General features: G+C 36.2%; 22 protein-coding genes and 1 pseudogene. 15 read left to right on the forward strand and 8 right to left on the reverse strand.

Annotated elements, in window-relative coordinates; genetic code table 11:
• The 3 genes from drmB to GUB10_RS08615 all read left to right on the forward strand — a co-directional run bounded on the left by drmB (position 1) and on the right by GUB10_RS08615 (position 3,298).
• Positions 1-2,379: a DUF1998 domain-containing protein gene (drmB, locus tag GUB10_RS08605; RefSeq protein ID WP_193711029.1), complete on the forward strand. Its 2,379-nt coding sequence runs from the start codon at positions 1-3 to the stop codon at positions 2,377-2,379.
• 297 nt (positions 2,380-2,676) lie between these two features.
• The gene (locus GUB10_RS08610) at positions 2,677-2,973 is read left to right on the forward strand and encodes a TIGR03643 family protein (protein ID WP_193711030.1); all 297 of its coding nucleotides are present in this window, start codon (positions 2,677-2,679) and stop codon (positions 2,971-2,973) included.
• 76 nt (positions 2,974-3,049) lie between these two features.
• Entirely contained in the window at positions 3,050-3,298 is a 249-nt protein-coding gene (locus GUB10_RS08615) for a hypothetical protein (protein ID WP_193711031.1), read from the forward strand.
• 330 nt (positions 3,299-3,628) lie between these two features.
• Here GUB10_RS08615 and GUB10_RS08620 read toward each other — a convergent pair whose 3' ends face one another.
• The 3 genes from GUB10_RS08620 to GUB10_RS08630 form a co-directional block, all read right to left on the reverse strand.
• The gene (locus tag GUB10_RS08620) at positions 3,629-3,913 is read right to left on the reverse strand and encodes a GIY-YIG nuclease family protein (protein ID WP_193711032.1); all 285 of its coding nucleotides are present in this window, start codon (positions 3,911-3,913) and stop codon (positions 3,629-3,631) included.
• A 391-nt stretch (positions 3,914-4,304) separates the two neighbouring features.
• Complete coding sequence (locus tag GUB10_RS08625) at positions 4,305-5,351, reverse strand: RluA family pseudouridine synthase (RefSeq protein WP_193711033.1); 1,047 nt, start codon at positions 5,349-5,351, stop codon at positions 4,305-4,307.
• Positions 5,351-5,965, reverse strand: coding sequence for a PASTA domain-containing protein (locus tag GUB10_RS08630; protein ID WP_193711034.1), 615 nt, complete (start codon positions 5,963-5,965; stop codon positions 5,351-5,353). Before GUB10_RS08630 ends, GUB10_RS08625 begins: the two co-directional genes overlap by 1 nt.
• A 314-nt stretch (positions 5,966-6,279) precedes the next feature.
• On the opposite strand from GUB10_RS08630, the gene GUB10_RS08635 reads away from it, so the two are divergent.
• Together GUB10_RS08635 and coaD (GUB10_RS08640) are read left to right on the forward strand one after the other, a co-directional pair.
• Entirely contained in the window at positions 6,280-7,260 is a 981-nt protein-coding gene (locus GUB10_RS08635) for a D-alanine--D-alanine ligase (protein WP_193711035.1), read from the forward strand.
• Positions 7,261-7,486: 226 nt separating this feature from the next.
• Positions 7,487-7,945, forward strand: a complete 459-nt coding sequence (gene coaD, locus GUB10_RS08640; RefSeq protein WP_193711036.1) for a pantetheine-phosphate adenylyltransferase — start codon at positions 7,487-7,489, stop codon at positions 7,943-7,945.
• Positions 7,946-8,105: 160 nt separating this feature from the next.
• Here the strand turns inward: coaD (GUB10_RS08640) and GUB10_RS08645 are convergent, their stop codons facing one another.
• Both GUB10_RS08645 and GUB10_RS08650 read right to left on the reverse strand, forming a co-directional pair.
• Entirely contained in the window at positions 8,106-8,363 is a 258-nt protein-coding gene (locus tag GUB10_RS08645) for a Txe/YoeB family addiction module toxin (RefSeq protein WP_193711037.1), read from the reverse strand.
• 1 nt (position 8,364) lies between these two features.
• The gene (locus GUB10_RS08650; RefSeq protein ID WP_193711038.1) at positions 8,365-8,619 is read right to left on the reverse strand and encodes a type II toxin-antitoxin system Phd/YefM family antitoxin; all 255 of its coding nucleotides are present in this window, start codon (positions 8,617-8,619) and stop codon (positions 8,365-8,367) included.
• Positions 8,620-8,773: 154 nt separating this feature from the next.
• On the opposite strand from GUB10_RS08650, the pseudogene coaD (GUB10_RS08655) reads away from it, so the two are divergent.
• Positions 8,774-9,176, forward strand: a pseudogene (gene coaD, locus GUB10_RS08655) (pantetheine-phosphate adenylyltransferase).
• A gap of 93 nt (positions 9,177-9,269) precedes the next feature.
• Here the strand turns inward: coaD (GUB10_RS08655) and GUB10_RS08660 are convergent.
• Positions 9,270-11,558 carry a TonB-dependent receptor family protein gene (locus GUB10_RS08660; RefSeq protein ID WP_370591084.1) on the reverse strand — a complete coding sequence of 763 codons (2,289 nt, stop codon included), beginning with the start codon at positions 11,556-11,558 and terminating at the stop codon, positions 9,270-9,272.
• 304 nt (positions 11,559-11,862) lie between these two features.
• On the opposite strand from GUB10_RS08660, the gene GUB10_RS08665 reads away from it, so the two are divergent.
• The gene (locus GUB10_RS08665; protein ID WP_193711039.1) at positions 11,863-13,614 is read left to right on the forward strand and encodes a M14 family metallopeptidase; all 1,752 of its coding nucleotides are present in this window, start codon (positions 11,863-11,865) and stop codon (positions 13,612-13,614) included.
• Here the strand turns inward: GUB10_RS08665 and GUB10_RS08670 are convergent.
• Entirely contained in the window at positions 13,582-14,205 is a 624-nt protein-coding gene (locus GUB10_RS08670) for an NUDIX hydrolase (RefSeq protein WP_193711040.1), read from the reverse strand. The two genes, GUB10_RS08665 and GUB10_RS08670, sit on opposite strands and share 33 nt — an antisense overlap.
• Before the next feature lie 7 nt (positions 14,206-14,212).
• On the opposite strand from GUB10_RS08670, the gene pyrE reads away from it, so the two are divergent.
• Together pyrE and GUB10_RS08680 are read left to right on the forward strand one after the other, a co-directional pair.
• The gene (pyrE, locus tag GUB10_RS08675; RefSeq protein ID WP_193711041.1) at positions 14,213-14,854 is read left to right on the forward strand and encodes an orotate phosphoribosyltransferase; all 642 of its coding nucleotides are present in this window, start codon (positions 14,213-14,215) and stop codon (positions 14,852-14,854) included.
• A 74-nt stretch (positions 14,855-14,928) separates the two neighbouring features.
• Positions 14,929-15,321, forward strand: a complete 393-nt coding sequence (locus GUB10_RS08680; protein WP_193711042.1) for an SRPBCC family protein — start codon at positions 14,929-14,931, stop codon at positions 15,319-15,321.
• A gap of 162 nt (positions 15,322-15,483) precedes the next feature.
• Here GUB10_RS08680 and GUB10_RS08685 read toward each other — a convergent pair whose 3' ends face one another.
• Complete coding sequence (locus GUB10_RS08685) at positions 15,484-16,215, reverse strand: biotin--[acetyl-CoA-carboxylase] ligase (protein ID WP_193711043.1); 732 nt, start codon at positions 16,213-16,215, stop codon at positions 15,484-15,486.
• A gap of 95 nt (positions 16,216-16,310) precedes the next feature.
• Between GUB10_RS08685 and rsfS the strand changes: the two genes are divergently transcribed.
• The 6 genes from rsfS (at position 16,311) to GUB10_RS08715 (ending at position 21,219) form a co-directional block, all read left to right on the forward strand.
• The gene (gene rsfS / locus GUB10_RS08690; protein WP_193711044.1) at positions 16,311-16,682 is read left to right on the forward strand and encodes a ribosome silencing factor; all 372 of its coding nucleotides are present in this window, start codon (positions 16,311-16,313) and stop codon (positions 16,680-16,682) included.
• A 24-nt stretch (positions 16,683-16,706) separates the two neighbouring features.
• Positions 16,707-18,773: an ATP-dependent zinc metalloprotease FtsH gene (gene ftsH, locus GUB10_RS08695; RefSeq protein ID WP_193711045.1), complete on the forward strand. Its 2,067-nt coding sequence runs from the start codon at positions 16,707-16,709 to the stop codon at positions 18,771-18,773.
• Positions 18,774-18,872: 99 nt separating this feature from the next.
• Positions 18,873-19,484, forward strand: coding sequence for an LUD domain-containing protein (locus tag GUB10_RS08700; protein ID WP_193711046.1), 612 nt, complete (start codon positions 18,873-18,875; stop codon positions 19,482-19,484).
• A gap of 2 nt (positions 19,485-19,486) precedes the next feature.
• Positions 19,487-20,290 carry a phosphatidate cytidylyltransferase gene (locus GUB10_RS08705; protein WP_193711047.1) on the forward strand — a complete coding sequence of 268 codons (804 nt, stop codon included), beginning with the start codon at positions 19,487-19,489 and terminating at the stop codon, positions 20,288-20,290.
• Positions 20,280-20,936 carry a phosphatidylserine decarboxylase family protein gene (locus GUB10_RS08710; RefSeq protein WP_193711048.1) on the forward strand — a complete coding sequence of 219 codons (657 nt, stop codon included), beginning with the start codon at positions 20,280-20,282 and terminating at the stop codon, positions 20,934-20,936. Before GUB10_RS08705 ends, GUB10_RS08710 begins: the two co-directional genes overlap by 11 nt.
• 10 nt (positions 20,937-20,946) lie before the next feature.
• Positions 20,947-21,219 (forward strand): acyl-CoA-binding protein, encoded by a 273-nt coding sequence (locus tag GUB10_RS08715; protein WP_193711049.1) that lies wholly within the window; start codon positions 20,947-20,949, stop codon positions 21,217-21,219.
• Positions 21,220-21,226: the final 7 nt, after the last annotated feature.

The following is a 21,226-nucleotide window of genomic DNA, read 5'->3' on the forward strand; positions in this document are numbered from 1 at the left end:
ATGAATATACTTCAAGCACATCAATATAATCAAGGTATTGGAAAATATAAATTGCTATCATCAACAGCCGGTGTAGGATCTATTATAACCACAAAATTTGGTACTTATGTTTTAATTTCCGACATAAATAAATGGCAGTTTGTTACTATTTTCAATAATAGAATAAAAAACCTTCTACAGAGTCCACCCAAAGATGTTTATGATGGAATTAAAAGAGAAGCAAAAAATTTAGGACTAACACTTGTTGATGATAAACGTTTTGTAAAATTTATACAACATCAAAAAGGGCTCACTAATCTAGAATGTTTAGTCGCTATCCCTCAAATGGCTTTAAACGAAATGTTCAATTCTGTTAATTGGACAAAAAAAGTTCACGGAAGAACTGAGCCCGCTCATCCAATCGCTATTGCTTTAAATGAAGTTAATAATGGCAATCCCGGAAAAGCTGAAGATTATCAAATTCAGGGCACTCATTTTCCAAAATGGTTTTTAGGTGCAAAAAAAGTAAAAGGAAAACAAGATTTAAAAAAGATTGACAAATGGAAGACCGAATGGATTAAAAAAGGCAATACCAAAAGTACCTTTTCTCCTCCTCGTGATGCAAATGTACCTATTAAAGATGCTGATGGTAATCAAATAAGAACTAAACCATACACAGATGGAAATAATGAGCAGAGAGGAAATATCCCTTTATTTAAGGAATTATCACAAACAAATTTAATATTAATTTGTCCTAATGGACATTTATCAGATATTCCATGGTCAAAATATTTAAATTGGAAGACACAAAAAGAAACCTTTGAACTTCCAAAAGAAGATTCTGGAGAAAATTTATTCACTTTAGAACCTTGTTGTAGTAAAACAAATCTGAAGTGGTCTGAAAGTCCTACTAAATCAGAAGGTTATGGAAGTATTTTTATTCATTGTGAATCATGTGGTACAGGTGATGGTGGTAGAGAAAATCGTAAACCAAAAAATGATTATAAAACATTTCCAAAAATTACTTTAGAAGGAATTAATAGTTTAAAACCAAAATGTCCTGGACACAAACCGTGGGAAATTAACCCAGGAAATCCTGAATACTTACCATTTGAAAAATGTCATAAAAATGGGGATGAAGAAAATAGTGAAAGAGAAGGAATGAGCGTGGCATTAGTTACTGCAAATAACACTTATTATGCTAACGGTTTTTCTAGTTTATTTATTCCAATGCATTTAGCAGAGGAAAAAACTGAAGAACTTTATGGCGCTTTAGAACGCTTAAATAAAAAATACTTATCAGAATCTGAACGAAGAGAAAAACAAAACAGAGTACTAAGAACTAAAGATGAATACTGGGAGAGCTTTGACATCGAAGGATTTATTTATGATGATGAAGGGTTGCAACCTCAAAACTATAAAACTTTTGTAGAGATTCTTAAAGATGAATTTTTGAATGAGAAAAAGGATGAAAACAATGGTGACTTTCACGAAAATTATAGATTTCAAGAATATAAATGCTTTTCTCAGAATTCATCTTTTGAAGGAAAAAAGGAGAATAAAGGCTTAAGTTTTAAAGACATAGATTTAAATGAAAGTCTATCAGAATATTTCGTTAAAATTCAACAAGTAGATGAATTAAAAGTTACTAATGTTCAATTTGACTTTACAAGGGTAAGTCCTAAAGAAAGAATTGTAAAAATTGACGAAAACGGAGATAGAATTGTTCAAGAGTCATCAACCGGTCAGAATACTTTTTCCATAAGTAACAGTGAAGAAGAGCTTCATGTAATACCGGCTAATGAAACGCTAGGTGAAGGTTTGTTTTTTCAATTTGATGATCAAAAAATAGAGAATTGGTTAAAGAATAATTCAACACTTTATACTCGTTTTAGTCATTACATAGATAGAGAAATCAACCCAAAACAACAGGGAGCAAGTTTTATGCAGAAAGTTAAAAATAATGGAATAAAACATTTTTTAATACACTCTTTCTCGCATATGATGATGAGAGAATTGGAATTTTCATGTGGATATCCAACAGCTAGTTTAAAAGAAAGACTTTACATTACATCTAACCCTGAAAAGCTAATGTCAGGAATACTTATCTATACTGCAGAAGGTTCAGAAGGCAGTATGGGAGGGTTAGTTTCACAAGGAGAACCAGAAAAAATGCTCGAAATAATAAAAAAAGGTTTAGAAAGGTCAATAGATTGTTCTTCCGACCCACTCTGCTGGGAATCTGGAGGACAAGGAATATATGATTTGAATTTATCTGCTTGTTTTTCTTGCTCTTTAGTTGCCGAGACAGCTTGTGAAGAAATGAATTTGGGCTTAGATAGAAGAGTTTTAGTTGATGAGGAGTTTGGATATTTCAAAGACCTTATAGTTATTGAGTAATTTTAATAATCTTATTATTAAAATTACTATAAAAACCCCTGCGTTAGGGATTGCAGTGGAAATCCTTTTTGCGAGGCACAACAAACTTTCCAGGATAAAAACCACAAAACATTTATATAAAAACTTCGAATTTTAAGACAAGTTCTGAAATATTAAATCTCGATTATCGAGCAAAAAGATTGCAACGTAAAGCCCGACCCGTCAGGGAAACGCCCAAATTAACTTTCTAATTTATAAAAACCTTCACCAATGTTCAACCCAACAAAAGCTCCTATTTTCATAAATTTCGGCTAAAAAATGAGTATTGCTAAAAAGTTTGACTTAGACGAGCGGCAGCGGGATCGCGTAATTGCTATGGCCTGGGAAGACCGCACGCCTTTTGAAGCGATTGAGTACCAGTTTGGCCTGGCCGAAAAGGATGTGATAAAATTTATGCAGGAGGAAATGCACCCGCGTAATTGGAGAAAATGGCGCGCCAGGGTTCAAGGTAGAAAAACCAAGCACGCTAAACTACGGGATAACGAGGTCTCACGCTTTAAATCTAATGCGCAACGCCAAATTACCGGGAATAGAATTGCGAAGAAAAAATATTGAAGCTGCGTTAAATTTTACAGGTTTTTCTTAAAAAAGCATCTTTTTGCGTAACTTATTGTTTTCAAAAATTGATTTTATGGAAGGATCTTCTAAATATCCAAACCCGATAAAAACCTGTACAGGTCGCTTTTTATGGAGAAATTCCGGTGCAATTATTATAGATTTTAACGGGCAGCTACTTAATTCGGCTTCTTACCAGTTTAATATTTCGGGTGGGAAATTCATTAAAATCAGGTTTAAACGAAAGCTTTCTTCCACTAAAAAATCGCCGGCATTTAAATGTTCCTGGAAGATGATGACCCGGGTAGATTGTTCGTTGAATTGAAGTGTTTTCTATATATCGTAGCTTAATTTAAATTCTTAACAGCTTAGACCCTGAAACAAGTTAAGGGTGACGAAAACTACATGAGTCGAACCCACGTCATGCTGAACTTGTTTCAGCATCTAACACGATCTAAATTCTTACCAACCTATTCTCTCGATTTCAAAACAACTTAGACCCCTGAAATGAATTTAGGATTATGTAAGCTACGTCATCCTGAATTTATTTCAGGATCTAGGATGAGCGTAAATACATTTGATTATGGAACTTTATAACATGTTATACTCTGAAACCAGTTCAGGGTGACGTCAAAATGTTTGCCACTATTTAATACTACAAGTCGTAGTAAAGATCCTTTAAGTCTGGATTCATGGATTTTACCAGATCCCATTTCCATTCCTTATGCCAATTTTTTAATTGTTTTTCCCTGGCTATGGCTTGATGAATTTCTGTAAACTCTTCGAAATAAATTAAAAATTTAAGGTGATATTTTCTGGTAAATAAAGAGCCTGTTTCAGTTTTATGCGCTGTGATTCGTTTTTTTAAATCTGAGGTCACACCTATATAAGTCATAGATCTGGTAGAATTTGAAAGTATGTAGATGTAGCTCTTCTGCATTTATAAATATACAGAAAGTTTAATTCATGTTATACCCCGAAAATCGGGGCTGTCTTCCATACACACATAGACATCACAACAACTTAGACCCTGAAACAAGTTCAGGGTGACGAAAACTACATGAGTCGAACCCACGTCATGCTGACTTGTTTTCAGCATCTAACATGATTCTTTATCAAGGATCTAACACGACATAAATTCTTACCAACCTATTCTCTCGATTTCAAAACAAATTAGACCCCGAAATGAATTCGGGGTGACGGTAGAGACGTCATGCTGATTTCAGCATCTAACACGATTTAAATTCTTACCAACCTATTCTCTCGATTTCAAAACAATTGAGACCCCCGAAATGAATTCGGGGTGACGTTAAAAAAGTAAATGAGATGGTTTACAACACCTCCTTCTGGTTTTTGGCATAGTTGCGCCATTTCTCAACACAGGCCTGGATATCTTCTGGAATCTGGGTATTAAAGCTCATGGCTTCGCCGGTTTTTGGATGAATAAAACCAAGGGTTTTTGCGTGTAGGGCCTGGCGTGGCAATATTTTAAAGCAATTATCTACAAATTGCTTGTATTTGCTGAACGTAGTTCCTTTTAAAATCTTATCGCCACCATAACGTTCGTCGTTAAACAGGGTATGCCCAATATGCTTCATATGCACCCTAATTTGGTGGGTTCTCCCGGTTTCTAACTTACAGGAAACCAGGGTTACATAACCAAAACGTTCCAGGACTTTATAATGGGTGACGGCAGGTTTTCCTTTTTCGGCTTCCTCCCCTTCATAAACGGTATTTTGTAACCTGTTTTTAGGATGCCTTCCAATATTTCCTTCTACCCTACCCTCATCTTCTTCTATATTTCCCCAAACCAGGGCCACATATTCGCGTTCGCTGGTTTTGTCAAAAAACTGTTTAGAGAGGTGTGCCATAGCTTCCTCTGTTTTTGCAATTACCAGGAGTCCGCTGGTGTCTTTGTCTATTCTATGAACAAGTCCCGGGCGGTCGCTGGAGTTATTGGGAAGGTTTTCAAAATGATATACCAGGGCATTTATTAGGGTTCCGCTATAATTACCGTGGCCGGGATGAACTACCATACCCGCAGGTTTATTTACCACCAACAAGGTATCGTCTTCGTAAACAATATCTAAGGGAATATCTTCCGGTGTTAGTAGAAACTCATACGGCGGATGCTCGAACATAACCTGCACTACATCGCCGGCTTTAACTTTATAATTTTGTTTTACCTGTTCTTCGTTAACGTAGATATTACCGGTTTTAGCAGCTTTTTGAATTTTATTTCGGGTGGCGTTTTCAATAAAATTCATTAAGAATTTATCTACTCGCAAAGGTTTTTGACCGGGACCGGCTTCAAATTTATGATGTTCGTATAAAGTCTCGTCCTGTTGGTCTATTTCGTTTTGATCTTCTTCTTTCATTAAAATTCAATTTCTTCCTCTGCGGTAGTTGTGCTATCCTGCCTATCTTCGCCTATTCGGTACCTTCCGGAACCATCTCCCAATACCAAATCTATAGTAGAAGTTTTCATAAGTTCATCTCCAGGTTCCAGTTTTTTACCTTTATGCCTTAGTTCTAATACAGCATCTTCGGCAATATCGGGTTTATAACTAACGTCGCCAATCTCAAAGCCCAAAGACCTTAAAGTAGGTTCGGCCTGTCTTCGCGTTTTTCTTATCAAATCGGGGATCATTACTTTTCTATAACCTGAGGGATTTAAAGTAAGGTATATTTTTCTATTTTCTTTTACAAATTGCCCTGCTTCCGGCACTTGTTCTATCACCGAATAACGCGGAAAATCGGGATTAAAATTCGCAGAATCCATAATCTCAAATCTTAAATTTTGGGCTGCCAGTTTATCTTCTACTTCATCTAAAGACTGCTTTGCCAGATCTGGCACAGCGATACGCTGATCCTGGTTGGTAGAATAATCAAGCCATCTTAGAGCTAAAAAAGCAATAGCTATTACCAAAATAGCGGCCATGATTAACTGAATTAAAAATGTTTTACTAAAAATAAATTTAAAGAATCCCATACATTTGTTTCTAAGCAGCAAAGATATAAAACCCCTGCTTTTGGTGGCAGATTGTTTGTAGATTTGTTGTGTCGGCTTTGCCGGTTTATTGTTTATTGTTTAAAGTCTATTGTTTACGCGTTATCCGGAGATAATAAAAAACTCATTTCAAACCCGTAAATCTTGATTTTTTCATTGAATGCTTATTTATCCCAGGATAATTTAGCATATAGGTTTTAACGCCTGTTTCGGTTAAAATATTTTTATTAAACAATAAGCTTTATAATTAAGTCGATATTATTGAAACAATAAACTAAAAACGCCAAACTCCCGAGATGAAGAAAAAAATTGCCATCGCTATGGGCGGATATTCCAGTGAGTATAGAATTTCTATCAACAGTGGAAATATGGTCTACAAACATCTTAATCGCGAAATATACGAACCTTACCGGGTACATATTTTACAAAAAGAATGGTTTGTAGTGGCCGATGATGATACCCCCTACCCGATTAATAAAAACGATTTTACCGTAAAAATAGCCGGAAAAACCATTTCTTTCGATTGTGTTTTTAATACTATTCACGGTACACCCGGCGAAAACGGATTGCTCCAGGCTTACCTGGAATTAATCGGAATTCCGCAAACTACCTGTGGCTATTACCAGGCTGCTTTAACTTTTAACAAGCGTGATCTAATAAGCGTTTTAAAACCTTACGGAATAAAGTCGGCAGTAAATTATTTTCTGAATAAGGAAGATAAAGTAAATACCGAAGAAATTATAGCCAGAGTTGGTTTACCCTGTTTTGTAAAAGCCAATCGGGCCGGCAGTAGTTTTGGAATCACCAAGGTGAAAACTGAAGAAGAATTGGTTCCTGCCACTAAAAATGCGTTTAAAGAAGATGACGAAGTGATTATTGAATCTTTTCTGGATGGCACCGAGGTTTCTGTTGGCGTAATTACCTACAAAGGAAAAGTAAAAGCCCTGCCTGTTACCGAAATTATTTCTGAAAACGAATTCTTTGATTATGAAGCTAAATATTTAGGAAAATCACAGGAGATTACACCTGCCAATATTTCGGAAGAGCAAACCAAAAAAGTGCAGGAAATCGCTAAACTGATTTACAAAAAGCTAAAAATGCGCGGATTTACAAGGTCGGAATTTATTTTCCATAACGGGGAACCTCATTTTATTGAAATGAATACCACCCCGGGATTAAGTGCAGCCAGTATTTTACCCAAACAGGCCGCAGCTGCAGAAATAAGTTTAAGCGAACTTTTTGGCAGCGCAATCGAGACGGCTTTAAAATTACGGTAGCATCTCGAAGTAAATTCAGAAAGTTTCCATTAAAAATAGAAATGGACGTGATTCTTTTATAATTTTTTAATACTCTTAAAAGTTCCTCCCTTTTTTTAAGGGGAGGTGCCGATAGGCGGAGGGGTTTCTTTTTCCTTTTACCTGAAATGATTAAATTTGAATTTCCGCTTATGCGCAAATGACTAATTGGTATTCCGTCTTCACGGAAAAGACAAAATCATTTTTTATGAAAAAAGCAGTTTTTCCGGGATCTTTTGACCCTATTACTTTAGGCCATACCGATATTATTGAAAGGGCTTTGCCACTTTTTGATGAAATTATCCTGGCCATTGGCACAAATTCCAACAAAAAGTATATGTTTTCCCTGGAAGAGCGGCTGCATTTTTTAAAGGAAACTTTTAAAGATGAACCTAAAATAAAAGTGACCACCTATAAAGGACTTACGGTAGATTTTTGCAAAGAACAAAATGCCGAATTTCTACTACGAGGCTTACGAAATGCGCAAGATTTGGAGTTTGAAAAAGCCATTGGCCAAACCAATTATAAAATGAGCGAAATAGACACGCTCTTTTTTATAACCTCTTCCGGTAAAAGCCATATTTCTTCTACAGTAGTTCGGGATGTAATTCGTAATAAAGGAAATTATGAGTTTATGGTGCCCGATGTGGTGAGGGTAGCACCCTAACCTCCCGAAGTGAATTCAGGACAAGCTCCAAAGGAAGATTTCATAGCTCTGAAAAAATTATTGGTGCATTTGTGGCAAAAATACTCCCGAAATCTTAAAATTATTTTTTCAAAAAAGACTAGGTAATTATTTTTAGTTTTTGTTGCGGCTTTCTTTTTTTTTAGTCGTAGTGAAATCTACATTTTGCAATCAATATCTCTCCTTCCCTATATTGGTAAATAAGCCTATGCTCACTATCAATTCTTCTTGACCAAAATCCGGCGTATTTATGCTTTAAAGGTTCTGGTTTCCCGATTCTATCAAACGGATTTCTCGAAATATCCTTTAAAAGTTCGTTTATTTTTTTAAGTTTTTTCTTATCGGTTTTCTGCCAATATAAATAGTCTTCCCAGGATTCGTCAACAAATATATATTTCATATTAGTCTTCGATTAAGCCCCTTGAAAATGATTTTCCGTTTTTTAATTTTTCAATGGCAGAATCTAAACGTAATTCATTTTTTCGGGAAGATAATTCGTGATTGGTGGCCATTAGAGAATTGTATTCTTCAAGGGACATCACAACAATTCCAGAATCTTTTCCACGATTAATAATTAAGGTTTCAAAGTTTTGGATTACCCTGTCCAGGTATACTTTAATATTTTTTCTAAAGTCAGAAACAGTTGTGATTTGCATAATAACGTATTTATTTAAGTACAAATATATGTACAAAAAATGGATCTTTCAATTATACGTATTGCTACTAAATAAGTTTACCTCTATTCTTTTTAAGATAAATAAGCTAAAAATACCAGAGATAGATTCCTCATAAAATTAACCAGTAACCAAAATTATTGAAAGGGCATTGCCTCTTTTTGATGAAATTATCCTGGCCATTGGCACAAATTCCAACAAAAATTATATGTTTTCCCTGGAAGAGCGGCTGCATTTTTTTAAAGGAAACCTTTAAAGACGAACCTAAAATAAAAGTGACCACCTATAAAGGACTTACGGTAGATTTTTGCAAAGAACAAAATGCCGAATTTCTACTACGAGGCTTGCGAAATGCGCAAGACTTGGAGTTTGAAAAAGCCATTGGCCAAACCAATTATAAAATGAGCGGAATAGACACTCTCTTTTTTATAACCTCTTCCGGGAAAAGCCATATTTCTTCTACCGTAGTTCGGGATGTAATTCGTAATAAAGGAAATTATGAGTTTATGGTTCCTGATGTGGTGAGGGTAGCAACCTAGCCTCCAGAAGTGAATTCAGGACAAGCTCCAAAGGAGGATTTCATAGCTCTGAAAAAATTATTGGTTCATTCGTGGCAAAATACACCCGAAATCTTAAAAAATATAATTCAGTTGAAGTCCGCCGTAATAATTTCTGGGATTTCCGGGGTAAAAATAACGTGGTGAAGCGCCTCCAAATCCAACAGCATTGGTTACAATACTCGCTGCATAATTTTTATCTAAAGCATTGTTCACACCTCCGTAGAAGTTCAGGTTTAATGCCTGAAACAATTTAAAAGTATATCCCGCTTTAAAATTCAACAGGCTGTATTGATCGGTGTAACCCGAATTTGCATCATCTAGAGGAATTTCCCCAACATTTCTATAGTTTCCGAAAAATTCAAAACCTGAATCACTTTGGACATCCACTCCCAGGTTTAGCGTATATTTAGGAACCCCTGGGAGCTTATTTCCGGAGAAATCTTCATCATTATTCACAAACTCATCAAATTCAAAAAAGTTTATAGCTCCGTTTACATAAGGTCTAATTGAAATTTTAGAATCTACTAAAAAGCGATAATTGGTAAGGAATTCTATCCCATTATGATTGGTTTTTCCGGCGTTTATTCCCACATACTGATCTTCTGCAACACGCTGAGCAACTAATAAATTCTCTATCTGAATAGAATACACCGAAATTTCGGTGTATAATTTATTTTTAAGCCAGTTCCCTTTAAAACCCGCTTCATAATTAATTCCGGTTTCGGGCTTGAGATTAGTGTTTATCTGTCCATAAGGTGTCAAAGTCTCGGCAACTGTTGGGGTTGAAAACCCATGGCTTACAGAGGCATAGATGTTTTTACCTTCGGCTACTTTATACGTAGCACCTATTCTTGGAGAAACTACTATATCAAAACTATATTCGCCGGTTTGATCTATCTCATCTTGCTCAAAAAGATCGGTTAAACTGTAAGTTGTATTATTGATATTGAACCCGGCTTCCAGGTTCCATTTTTCAGTAATCTCAAGATTAAGCTGAGCAAAAAAATTAGCATAATTTCTATCCTGCTCATTATTGCTTAAGCGCTCTCCTAACACACTTCCATTCCCGGGAAAATCCTCATATAGATTCTGAAAAGTACCTGTTTCGTACCATTCGTTATAATATTCGGCTCCAAAACTAATTTCAGAAGGCAATTCGAAAACCCGGGTATTTAAATTAAATTTTGTTCTAACCCCTGCCGAAACACGCTCTTCCTTTAAAATATTAAAAGGGCGCGGTTCATAAGCATCTCTAAAACTTAAAAATATGTTGGTGGTATTGCTAAAATCATTGAAAAGGGCATGTGTATAAGAACCACCCAGCATACCTTTATCGTAAGACTCGTACCCCCTGGCCTGCCCCCAGGTAAATGCAGCTTTTTCAGGATCATTTCTTAGATCTTCTTCGTTTAATGAACTGGGAATAAAAGCTTTTAATCGGGTGAAATTGGCTAAATAAGTCAAACTACCATTTTCGCTAGTTTTTAAACTTCCATTCACCAAAGCAGATTTCCTCTTATAATTGCCATTCTCCCGGTAAGCATCGCTTGTTAAACTTGTATAAGTTGCAAATAATGAGGAGTTTTTAGTGGTATTTGAGGCCTGGTAAACCTGTTTTCTGGTATTAAAACTGCCAAATTGCGTTTTGGCCGTAAGTTGGGCTTCCTCTTGTTTAGATTGTTTAGCATACAAGTTAATAGATCCCCCTAAACCCGCTCCATAAATACTGGAGGTTGGCCCTTTAATAACTTCAATTCTATCAAGGCTTTCCTGGTCAAAGTCGTCTAAGGTTAACTCCCCCTCGGCCGTGGTAAGCGGAATTCCTTCAAAATAAGCCTGAATCCTATTCGTGCTATACTGCGAACGAGCGCCAATTCCACGGATATTTATTTTATTGGTATTTAAAGCTCCCTGATTTACAAATAGTCCAGGTACAGTGTTAAATGTTTCCAGCACATTTGTAGCATCGGTTCGTTTAAAATCTGTTTGAGTCACGAGATTCACCGAAGCCGGAACGTTTTTAAGACTTTTAGGAATATTGGTACTTCGCACCACCACTTCTGAAAGGCTTTCTGACCCAGGATTTAAATAAAGTTTCTGAATTTCTTTGGAAGCCTGCAAAAAGAACTGTGAACTTTTATACCCAATGGCCGATATAGTAAAATTTCCCGGCAATTCCCTGGAGTTCAGCTCAAAAACCCCATATTCATCTGAGACAGCCACAAGCCCTGAAGCATTAAAAATACGGGCTTCCCTAACCACCTGCTCAGTATTTAGTGTTAATATTTTAAATTGATTTTCCTGTGAGAACAGCTTGTTTAAAAAGAAAAAACACAGCAGTGCCAGTAATTTTTTATCCACTATTTTAATTTTTACGCAATAATTGAGATGTAAGGCCTTATAACCACCTCGAAATCCAAAAATTTTCTGTTTAATACCCCGTTTACTTGCCGCGAGAAAGTTAACATGACTGTCTTAGTTTACAAAATTGAAAATTATACAACAGCCTTTATCATTAATTAGCAAATAAAATTACTTTTAATAATAGTAGGCAAAAAGTTTTTAAAACAGATTAGGTTTACTTTAACAAGCACTAATTAGTTTAGCTTGTTTGGTGGCTAGACGGGTTTTAGTTAATTTTACCCCTCTAATTTCTTAGGATACTATGAAAAAATATCTCCTTTTACTTTTATGCCTGATTTCACTTGCATCTTGTGACTTCGAGAAATACCAACTGGTTACCGATTATGATTTTGAAACCCGTTTTGAAAAAAGTGATGGAAAAGAAACCGCTACTTATGCCGAAGTTATAGATTTCTATAGCGAATTGGCAAAAAGTTCCGGCAAAGTGAGCCTGGAAGAATTTGGAGAAACCGATAGCGGAAAACCGCTTCATCTTGCAATTTACAGCCCTTCGGAAGATTTTGATTTTGAAAAACTAAGAGATAAAAACAGCATTATTCTTATAAATAACGGCATACACCCGGGCGAAAGTGACGGTATTGATGCTACTATGATGCTTTTTAGAGATTTGGCAGGAGATTCTATTACAGCACCGAAAAATACAGTTTTAGCCACAATTCCTGTATATAATGTTGGAGGTGCCTTAAATAGAAACTCCCATAGCCGTACAAATCAAAATGGGCCTGCGGAATATGGTTTTAGAGGAAATGCCAGAAATTATGATCTAAACAGGGATTTTATAAAAGCCGACACGCGTAATGCGCGGAGTTTTTATAAGATTTTTCATCACGTGAAACCCGATATCTTTATTGATAATCACGTTAGCAATGGTGCCGATTACCAGTATACATTAACCCACTTGTTTACCCAACACAATAAACTAGGGGGTGAACTGGGCGCTTATTTAGATGAGCAAATTATACCACAGTTGGAAGATTCACTTGCGAAAAAAGACTGGGACATTACGCCCTATGTAAATGTATTTAATAAAGTGCCTGATGATGGTTTTACGCAATTTAACGATCTTCCCAGGTATTCTACTGGCTATACCAGCCTTTGGAACACCATTGGAATGATGATTGAAACCCATATGCTCAAGCCCTATCCAAAACGGGTAAAGGGCACCTACGAGCTTATGCACAGTATGATAGGCATTGCAGAAGCCAATAGGGAACGCATGAAAGACATTCGTAAAAGAGCATCGAGAAAATACCTGACAGACCGCTGGTATCCTATTAATTATACACCGGATTATGAAAATCCCACCAAAAGAAATTTTAAAGGTTATGAAGGCAACATGATTGCGAGTGAAATAACCGGTGATGAACGTTTAAAATTTGATACAGAAAAGCCATTTACCAAAGAAATAGACTATTATAATAATTTTATTGCACAAGATACCATCGAAATTCCCAGGGCATATATTATTCCACAGGGTTGGTGGCAAATTACCGAGCTACTAAAACTAAACAATATAAAACTGGAATCCTTAGCCCGGGACACCACGCTATATGTTGAAACTTATAGAATAGAAGATTTTAAAACAAGGGATAATGCCTACGAGGGCCATTATACCCATAGCGAAACCAGGGTTTCCAAAAAAATGGATTCTATCAAATTTAGAAAAGGAGATTTTATGGTTAAGACTTTTCAGGATGGAGTGCGCTATTTAATTGAAACTTTAGAACCTGAAGCTTCAGATTCTTTCTTTAACTGGAATTTCTTTGACAGCGTTCTTCAGCAAAAGGAAGGCTTCTCTCCCTATGTTTTTGAGGATATCGCTAAAAAAATGCTAGAAGATAATCCCGAATTAAAAGACGCCTTCGAAGCAAAGAAAAATAAAGAGGCCGAATTTGCAAATAGTTGGTACAACCAATTAGATTGGTTGCACAAACAATCTAAACATTATGAAGAGGCGCACTTACGCTACCCTATCTTTAGAGTTCCTCGTTAGATATTCATCGGTAAAAAGAAGTTTAATATTGGCATAGGATTTTTGAAGGGCCTTTTGGCTTTTCTTCAGGTTTTTCCATTTGGCTTTTTCTATACCCTCTTTAGTTTCGGGGCGTAACTCCCCCTCATAAGAAGTGCGCATCTCATACCAATAAGTAACCTTTAGCCTAAAACGCCCCTTTCGTTTAAAAATGTGATAGGTTTTTTGCAAAAACTTAGTGACTTTTAAACCTTCAACCCCTGTTTCTTCCTCTACCTCTCTTATGGCAGAGGCTTCAATAGTTTCGTTTTTTTCGGTTTTACCTTTTGGCAAATCCCAACGCTTTTTGCGATAAATAAATAAAATTTCATCTTTATCATTAAAAACCATTCCCCCTGCTGCAGTGACCACGCGTAATTTTTTAAACAAATGCTTTAAAAGCTTTTCTTCCTTTTCGTGGTAAAGGTTTACATAGAGCAATTCTCCTTTATTAATTTTTTTTATTATTCGCTTGATTCTAACCTTCTTAATAGGTAAAGACACGTAATTTTCTCCAAAATCTTTCTTTGTAGATAAAATTAGGGGAATATCATTAACAAAAACTTTATACATTTGCAGCATGATTTTAAATAAAGAAACAGCCAGAACAACCGCTGAATTGCTATTGCAAATTAAAGCAATAAAATTAGATGCACAAGAACCTTTTACCTGGGCCAGTGGTTGGAAATCGCCAATTTATTGCGATAACCGAATAGTACTATCTTATCCACCTATTAGAAACCATATAAGGGAACAATTTGCAAGACAAATTGAAGAACTATATGGAAAACCCGATGTAATAGCCGCGGTTGCCACCGGTGCTATTGGAATTGGTATGCTGGTAGCCGAGATTTTAAGTCTCCCGTTTATTTATGTTAGGCCGGAAGCCAAAAGCCACGGACGAAAAAATCAAATAGAAGGAAATCTATCCGTAGGCCAGAGCGTTGTGGTAATAGAAGATTTAATTAGTACAGGAAACAGTAGCCTTAACGCGGTGAAAGCTTTAAAAGAAGCCAATGCAAACGTAAAAGGAATGCTGGCCATCTTTACTTATGGCTTTAAAACTGCCGATGAGAATTTTGAAAAAGCAGGAATAGAGCTTCATACACTTAGTGACTACGATTTTCTTCTTGAAACTGCACAGAGAACCAATTATATAAATGCTGCTGAAGCCAATCTTTTAAGAGAGTGGCGACAGGATCCGGCTAACTGGAAAAAATAGTCTGGTTACAGAAAGTATAGAATACAACCTGTACTATCTGAAAATAAGTTTCTTTAAAGATATATTTAGACAAAATGCATATAGAAAGCCCAAAAGTAACTGCTAATAAAAGTGAGCAAGAAATGTTCGAATTTTTGATAAACCCTAAAAATTACGAACAGTTAATGCCCGAAAACAAAGAAGTTTTTGAAGTAAGAGATGAAAAAACCTTTGTTTTTGGACTTAAAGGAATGCCTGTTATAAAATTGGAAATCCAGGAAACCCGGAAACCAGAATTGGTGGTATTGGGCTCCACTTCAGATAAATTTGATTTTAAATTAAAAGCGCATATTTCGGCTTTAAACGAAAATCAGAGCGAAGTACAGATGGAATTCGGCGGTGAATTTAATGCTATGATGGCAATGATGGTTAAAAAGCCATTAACCAAATTTATAAACACGCTAGCCGAAAATATTGGCAAACTTTAAATTAAAAAAGCTGTTTGAAAAGTCTATTCTCGTCAAGCTGAATTTGTTTCAGCTTCTAAGGTGTTTTGATTATCAATTTTTTAGATCCCCGATAAAGAATCGGGGCAGGCTCTGAAATAAATTCAGGAAGACAATTTTAAGAACTTTTCAGCCAGGCCTTTTTTAGTACATCAGTTTAATTTCTTTTAAATCGAAGGTTTTAAACTTTTCGTCTTCAACTTCGATATTTAGCCTTCCACTCTTTGTCACCCCTCGAATAATACCGGTAAGAAAGGAAGCATCAGGTAGCTGAAAAGTAGACACCTTATCCCTTCTAAATAAATGCTCTGTATACTCTTCTAAAATAGACGTTTCGGCAAATGCAGTAATTTCGGTAATCTTTTTTTCAAATTCATCCGTAATTTTTTTAAGCAATTCGTCCAGGTTAAATTGACTTCCGGTAACAAGTTTAAGGGAAGAAGCTTGTGGCAAACCGGGAAAATTTGTTTGATTCACATTAAGGCCTACCCCAATTACCGAAGCGGCAATTTCATTGTTTTTTAGAATATTTTCGATAAGAATTCCGCTTATTTTATAGCGTTCTGACAATATGTCGTTAGGCCATTTCACCTTTAAAGCGGGAACATTAAATTCCTGAAGCACTTTAAGAATGGCCAAAGAAACCGTAGCGCTCATCAAAAATTGATGGTTTACATGCACCTTAATTTTTGGGTATAGTACGCTAAAGGTTAGGTTTTCACCTGCATTAGAATGCCAACCGGCACCCCTTTGCCCCCGGCCTCTAGTTTGCTCGTAAGCTACTACACATACCGGCTTAAATGAAGTATTTCCGCGATAAAGTTCCCGGGCAAATTCGTTGGTAGAATTGGTGGCATTAACTTTGATTATACGCATAATAGTAAATAGAAATAAAACAGGCGTTAAATGTTATGTAAACAACACCCATTAACAGCCAAAAAGTAATAACTTTGCGAAAATAATTAATTTTAATGGCAAACAAAGCACCGAACAACGATCAACTTATTGCACATATAATTAAAGGAATTGAAGACGTAAAAGGTAACGATATCGATATTCTGGACCTTAGACAAATTGAAAACACCGTTTGTGATTATTTTATAATTTGTAATGGTACTTCCAACACACAGGTAAACGCCATAGTGAATTCCGTTCAAAAAACTGTAAGTAAAGCTCTTAAAGATAAACCCTGGCACATAGAAGGTGGAGAAAATGCCGAATGGGTACTTTTAGACTATGTGAACGTAGTTGTACACGTTTTCCAAAAACATATCAGAGAGTTTTACGATATTGAAAGCCTTTGGGGGGATGCAAAAATCACTTCCATAGAAACAAATTATTAATTATCTAATTTAGAATTACCGAGAATGGCGAAACAGCAACCCAAAAAAAACATTGATCCCAAAAAGCCTAAATTTAGTGCTTATTGGATCTATGCCGCTATAATAATCTTCTTTTTAGGACTTAACTTTTTTAGCGGAGGCGGTTTTAGTGAACCTGCTAAAACCAACCCGGCAGAATTTCTTAATTTCTTAAGGGAAGGAGACGTAAAGAAGGTAGAAATTGTAAACCGTAAACAAGCCAAAGTCTATCTCACTGAAGAAGCTTCCCAAAAAGAGATTCATAAAAATGCAAACGATCCGGAATTATTCAATACCGGCGGAGAAACCCCTGCCTATAGTTTTGAGTTTGGAGATCTGCAAAATCTTGAAAACGATATAAAAGAGATAAAAGCAGAGAACAATCTTGAAACGACGGTGGTTTACGATACACAAAGCAATGTTTTGGGAGAAGTATTCTGGGCATTGTTGCCATTTATTTTAATAATTGGGGTTTGGATTTTCATCATGCGCAAAATGAGTTCCGGTGCCGGTGGTGGTGCAGGAGGCCAAATTTTTAATATCGGAAAATCAAAAGCTAAATTATTCGACCAAAATACCGATGTAAAGACATCTTTTAAAGATGTAGCCGGCTTAGAAGGTGCAAAAGAAGAAGTTCAGGAAATTGTAGATTTTTTAAAACAACCAGACAAATACACCTCTCTAGGGGGTAAAATTCCAAAAGGAGCACTTTTGGTAGGACCTCCCGGAACCGGTAAAACCTTACTGGCAAAAGCCGTTGCCGGTGAAGCCAAAGTGCCTTTCTTTTCACTTTCCGGTTCAGACTTCGTAGAGATGTTTGTAGGGGTGGGTGCCTCAAGGGTACGCGACTTGTTTAAACAGGCGAAAGAAAAATCACCATCTATTATTTTTATAGATGAAATAGATGCCATTGGACGTGCCCGTGGAAAAAGCAATTTCTCAGGTTCTAACGATGAACGTGAAAACACCTTAAACCAGTTACTAACAGAAATGGATGGTTTTGGAACAAACACCAACGTAATTGTAGTAGCTGCCACTAACCGTGCCGATGTTTTAGATAAAGCCTTAATGCGTGCCGGAAGATTTGACCGTCAAATTTATGTAGACCTACCCGATCTAAACGAGCGAAAGGAAATTTTTGAAGTTCATTTAAAGCCGCTTAAAAAAGTAGCCGATGAACTGGATACTGAATTCTTAGCAAAACAAACACCGGGATTCTCTGGTGCAGATATTGCCAATGTTTGCAACGAAGCTGCCTTAATTGCCGCTCGTAAAGGTAACAAAGCTGTTGGTAAACAAGATTTTCTTGATGCTGTAGATCGAATTGTTGGCGGCCTGGAGAAAAAGAATAAAATTATTACGCCCGATGAAAAAAAGGCCATTGCCTATCACGAAGCCGGTCATGCGACTGTGAGTTGGATGTTAGAGCACGCAGCCCCACTTGTTAAAGTAACAATTGTGCCACGCGGGCAATCTTTAGGAGCTGCCTGGTATTTACCTGAAGAGCGACTAATTGTTAGACCAGAGCAGATGCTTGATGAAATGTGTGCTGCCCTTGGAGGAAGAGCTGCAGAGAAGGTAGTTTTTAATAAAATTTCAACCGGTGCTTTAAGCGATCTTGAAAAAGTTACCAAGCAGGCCAAAGCAATGGTCACCATTTACGGTCTAAATGATAAGATTGGAAATTTAACCTATTATGATTCTTCAGGACAGGGCGAATATAATTTTACCAAGCCTTATAGTGAAAGCACATCTGAGCTTATTGATAAAGAGATTTCTAACCTAATTGAAACTCAATATCAACGTGCCATAGATTTGCTTACCGAGCATAAAGACAAACTGGGGCAATTGGCAGATATCCTTCTGGACAAGGAAGTGATTTTTAAGGATGATTTAGAGCGTATCTTCGGAAAAAGGCCTTACGACAAAGAGGAGGAAAAAACCGAAGTGCAAGAAAAAAAAGAAACGCCTAAAGTTGAAGAAAAAGCCTCGGAAACCGAAGAGCAGCATCCAGCTCCCGGAACCTCAGAAGATAAAGATACATTAACCGAAAACAATTCGGTTAATAAATAGTTCACAACCACGGTTTAAAAAATCTTAATTTGCCATAGTGTTAAATTAAGATTTTTTACCTTTGGTTAAAATGACGTCGAGAACCACACCCAAAATTCTATGAGTCTATTTAGAAGATTTCTTAACCCTAAATCTAAATCAGACAAGAAGCAGGAATCTCCTGAAAAAGCTGAGCGGGGAAAATACATGCCTGAGGTAAAATTACCTACCGATGAACGTTTCATGTTGAATTTCAAAAACAACGGAGGTAAATTCCTTTATTGTGAGAACGATGATGAAATGCTTGAGGCTTTTGACAATATTTTACTGGAAAACGACTGGTACGAAAAACAGTGCTTTTGTCTGGATCCAAATCTTCAAGATAAATTTAAAGGTTTCAACCTGGATTTCACAAAATCTGGTTCTGCCCCTTTTTTTCTATCTACCTGCGAGTATTTGGTAGCCAATGATGGTTCTATACTCATCTCTTCAAATCAAATTAAAGAGTGCAAACTCAATGATTTACCCGATAATTTTGTTATTATTTCTTCTACAAGTCAGTTAATTGATACTATTGGCGAAGGTTTACGTGGCATCAAATTTAGGAACAAGCAAAGAATCCCTTCTAACATCACGACCATTAAAAATTTTGAAACTCAAAAAGAGGGTGACTTTATGAGCTATGGAAGTAGTACAAAAAACCTATATTTGCTCCTGCTGGAAGATTTATAAATATGAGGGAAGCCATTATTAGAACTATTTCAGGATTATTGTATGTATCCATATTGGTTGCTTCCATACTTTCTTCCGAATTTATCTTTATTAGTTTATTTTATTTACTCGGACTTGTGTGCCTCATAGAAATGCAAAAATTATTGCATCTCAAAAGCTATGCGCTTTATGCTGTACAGGCTTTGCTTTTCTACCTCTTTAGCTATCTTAAGTTTAATCAGGACGCCACCATACTCTTACTTTTTATAACCATTTTTGTAAATCTATTTTTGGTTAAAGATTTGTTGGTGGTAAGAAAAATACCCGTTTTTGAAAAGAAGAAATATATTATAATTATTTTTTATCTCATTTCTTCTGTTATTTTCCTTACACTAATCCCAACTATAGAAGGTGTCTTTATCCCTAAATTGGTAGTTGGCATCTTTATACTTATTTGGACTAACGATACATTTGCTTATATTGTAGGTAAGAATTTTGGCAGCAAGAAGCTTTTTGAAAGAATTTCGCCTAACAAAACAGTAGAAGGTTTCCTGGGTGGTGTGGTTTTTAGTGGAATAGCAAGTTTTTTTATTTTCTATTACACACAATTTCTCACTTTCCCCATTTGGCTTGGCTTAGCCATTATATTGAGTGTCTTTGGGACTTTAGGAGATCTTATCCAATCAAAATTTAAACGTCAGGCCGGTGTAAAAGACAGCGGAAAACTAATGCCAGGCCACGGCGGATTATTTGACAGGTTAGATAGTATTATTTTTTCAAGTCCGTTTGTATATGCTTATCTCTATATTCTAGATTATGTTTCATAAAGAAGGTTATAAAATTATGGCGATAGCAGCTGTGCTGCTTATTGCTATAAACGCAGTATCATATTCGTTTATAAACACCTATTGGATAAAATTTGCTATCCTGGTGGTTACTATCGTTCTATTTTTGCTAATCATTCAGTTTTTTAGAAATCCTAAAAGAAAAACTGTTTTAAATGATACCAATGTAATTGCACCCGTAGATGGTAAAGTTGTAGCCATTGAAGAGGTTGAAGAAAAAGAGTACTTCAAAGATAAGCGTATTCAGGTATCTATTTTCATGTCGCCAATTAATGTACACGTAACAAGGCACCCTATTGGTGGTAAAGTGAAATACAGTAAATATCATCCGGGTAAATTTTTAGTAGCCTGGCACCCTAAATCTAGTGAAGAGAACGAAAGAACCACGGTTGTTGTGGAAAACCCTGTTGCCGGTGAGGTATTATACAGGCAAATTGCCGGAGCATTAGCAAATAGAATTGTAAACTATGCTAAAGTTAACGACAAAGTTATTCAGGGTAGCGATAGTGGATTCATAAAATTTGGATCCCGGGTAGACGTTTTCCTACCGCTAAACACCCCTATTTTGGTTGAATTAGATCAAAAAGTAAAAGGTGGCCTAAGCGTGATAGCCAATATTGAAGAATAAGCAAAACGTTATGTCTTATACAACAGAAGAAAAATTTTTAAAAGCATATGAAATGGCGTGCAAAACCACTCAAAAATTTGCGCCAGATATTATGTTGCATTTTTATGCTTATTACAAAAAAGCCACTCAGGTAAATGGTTTTTACGCCCCGCCCATGAGCGAAGGCGATATTAGGAATGCTTTTAAAGTAAACGCTTTATTACAGATAAAAAATATTAGCAAGCAGGAAGCCCGCGAAAAATATATAGAGCTGGTAGAAGAACATATTGGCGAAGTAACATAATTGTAGT

The sequence above is a fragment of the Salegentibacter sp. BLCTC genome (assembly GCF_015143665.1).
Taxonomy (GTDB): Bacteria; Bacteroidota; Bacteroidia; order Flavobacteriales; family Flavobacteriaceae; genus Salegentibacter; species Salegentibacter maritimus.

Excerpts from the sequence above, each read along its gene's own strand:
- coaD (WP_193711036.1), top strand. The coding sequence starts at position 7,487 with ATGAAAAAAGCAGTTTTTCCGGGATCTTTTGACCCTATTACTTTAGGC.
- ftsH (WP_193711045.1), top strand. The coding sequence starts at position 16,707 with ATGGCGAAACAGCAACCCAAAAAAAACATTGATCCCAAAAAGCCTAAA.
- GUB10_RS08615 (WP_193711031.1), top strand. The coding sequence starts at position 3,050 with ATGGAAGGATCTTCTAAATATCCAAACCCGATAAAAACCTGTACAGGT.
- GUB10_RS08680 (WP_193711042.1), top strand. The coding sequence starts at position 14,929 with ATGCATATAGAAAGCCCAAAAGTAACTGCTAATAAAAGTGAGCAAGAA.
- GUB10_RS08665 (WP_193711039.1), top strand. The coding sequence starts at position 11,863 with ATGAAAAAATATCTCCTTTTACTTTTATGCCTGATTTCACTTGCATCT.
- GUB10_RS08630 (WP_193711034.1), bottom strand. The coding sequence starts at position 5,965 with ATGGGATTCTTTAAATTTATTTTTAGTAAAACATTTTTAATTCAGTTA.
- GUB10_RS08670 (WP_193711040.1), bottom strand. The coding sequence starts at position 14,205 with ATGTATAAAGTTTTTGTTAATGATATTCCCCTAATTTTATCTACAAAG.
- GUB10_RS08705 (WP_193711047.1), top strand. The coding sequence starts at position 19,487 with ATGAGGGAAGCCATTATTAGAACTATTTCAGGATTATTGTATGTATCC.
- pyrE (WP_193711041.1), top strand. The coding sequence starts at position 14,213 with ATGATTTTAAATAAAGAAACAGCCAGAACAACCGCTGAATTGCTATTG.
- GUB10_RS08685 (WP_193711043.1), bottom strand. The coding sequence starts at position 16,215 with ATGCGTATAATCAAAGTTAATGCCACCAATTCTACCAACGAATTTGCC.
- drmB (WP_193711029.1), top strand. The coding sequence starts at position 1 with ATGAATATACTTCAAGCACATCAATATAATCAAGGTATTGGAAAATAT.
- GUB10_RS08700 (WP_193711046.1), top strand. The coding sequence starts at position 18,873 with ATGAGTCTATTTAGAAGATTTCTTAACCCTAAATCTAAATCAGACAAG.
- GUB10_RS08645 (WP_193711037.1), bottom strand. The coding sequence starts at position 8,363 with ATGAAATATATATTTGTTGACGAATCCTGGGAAGACTATTTATATTGG.
- GUB10_RS08610 (WP_193711030.1), top strand. The coding sequence starts at position 2,677 with ATGAGTATTGCTAAAAAGTTTGACTTAGACGAGCGGCAGCGGGATCGC.
- GUB10_RS08635 (WP_193711035.1), top strand. The coding sequence starts at position 6,280 with ATGAAGAAAAAAATTGCCATCGCTATGGGCGGATATTCCAGTGAGTAT.
- GUB10_RS08625 (WP_193711033.1), bottom strand. The coding sequence starts at position 5,351 with ATGAAAGAAGAAGATCAAAACGAAATAGACCAACAGGACGAGACTTTA.
- GUB10_RS08710 (WP_193711048.1), top strand. The coding sequence starts at position 20,280 with ATGTTTCATAAAGAAGGTTATAAAATTATGGCGATAGCAGCTGTGCTG.
- GUB10_RS08715 (WP_193711049.1), top strand. The coding sequence starts at position 20,947 with ATGTCTTATACAACAGAAGAAAAATTTTTAAAAGCATATGAAATGGCG.
- GUB10_RS08650 (WP_193711038.1), bottom strand. The coding sequence starts at position 8,619 with ATGCAAATCACAACTGTTTCTGACTTTAGAAAAAATATTAAAGTATAC.
- rsfS (WP_193711044.1), top strand. The coding sequence starts at position 16,311 with ATGGCAAACAAAGCACCGAACAACGATCAACTTATTGCACATATAATT.
- GUB10_RS08620 (WP_193711032.1), bottom strand. The coding sequence starts at position 3,913 with ATGCAGAAGAGCTACATCTACATACTTTCAAATTCTACCAGATCTATG.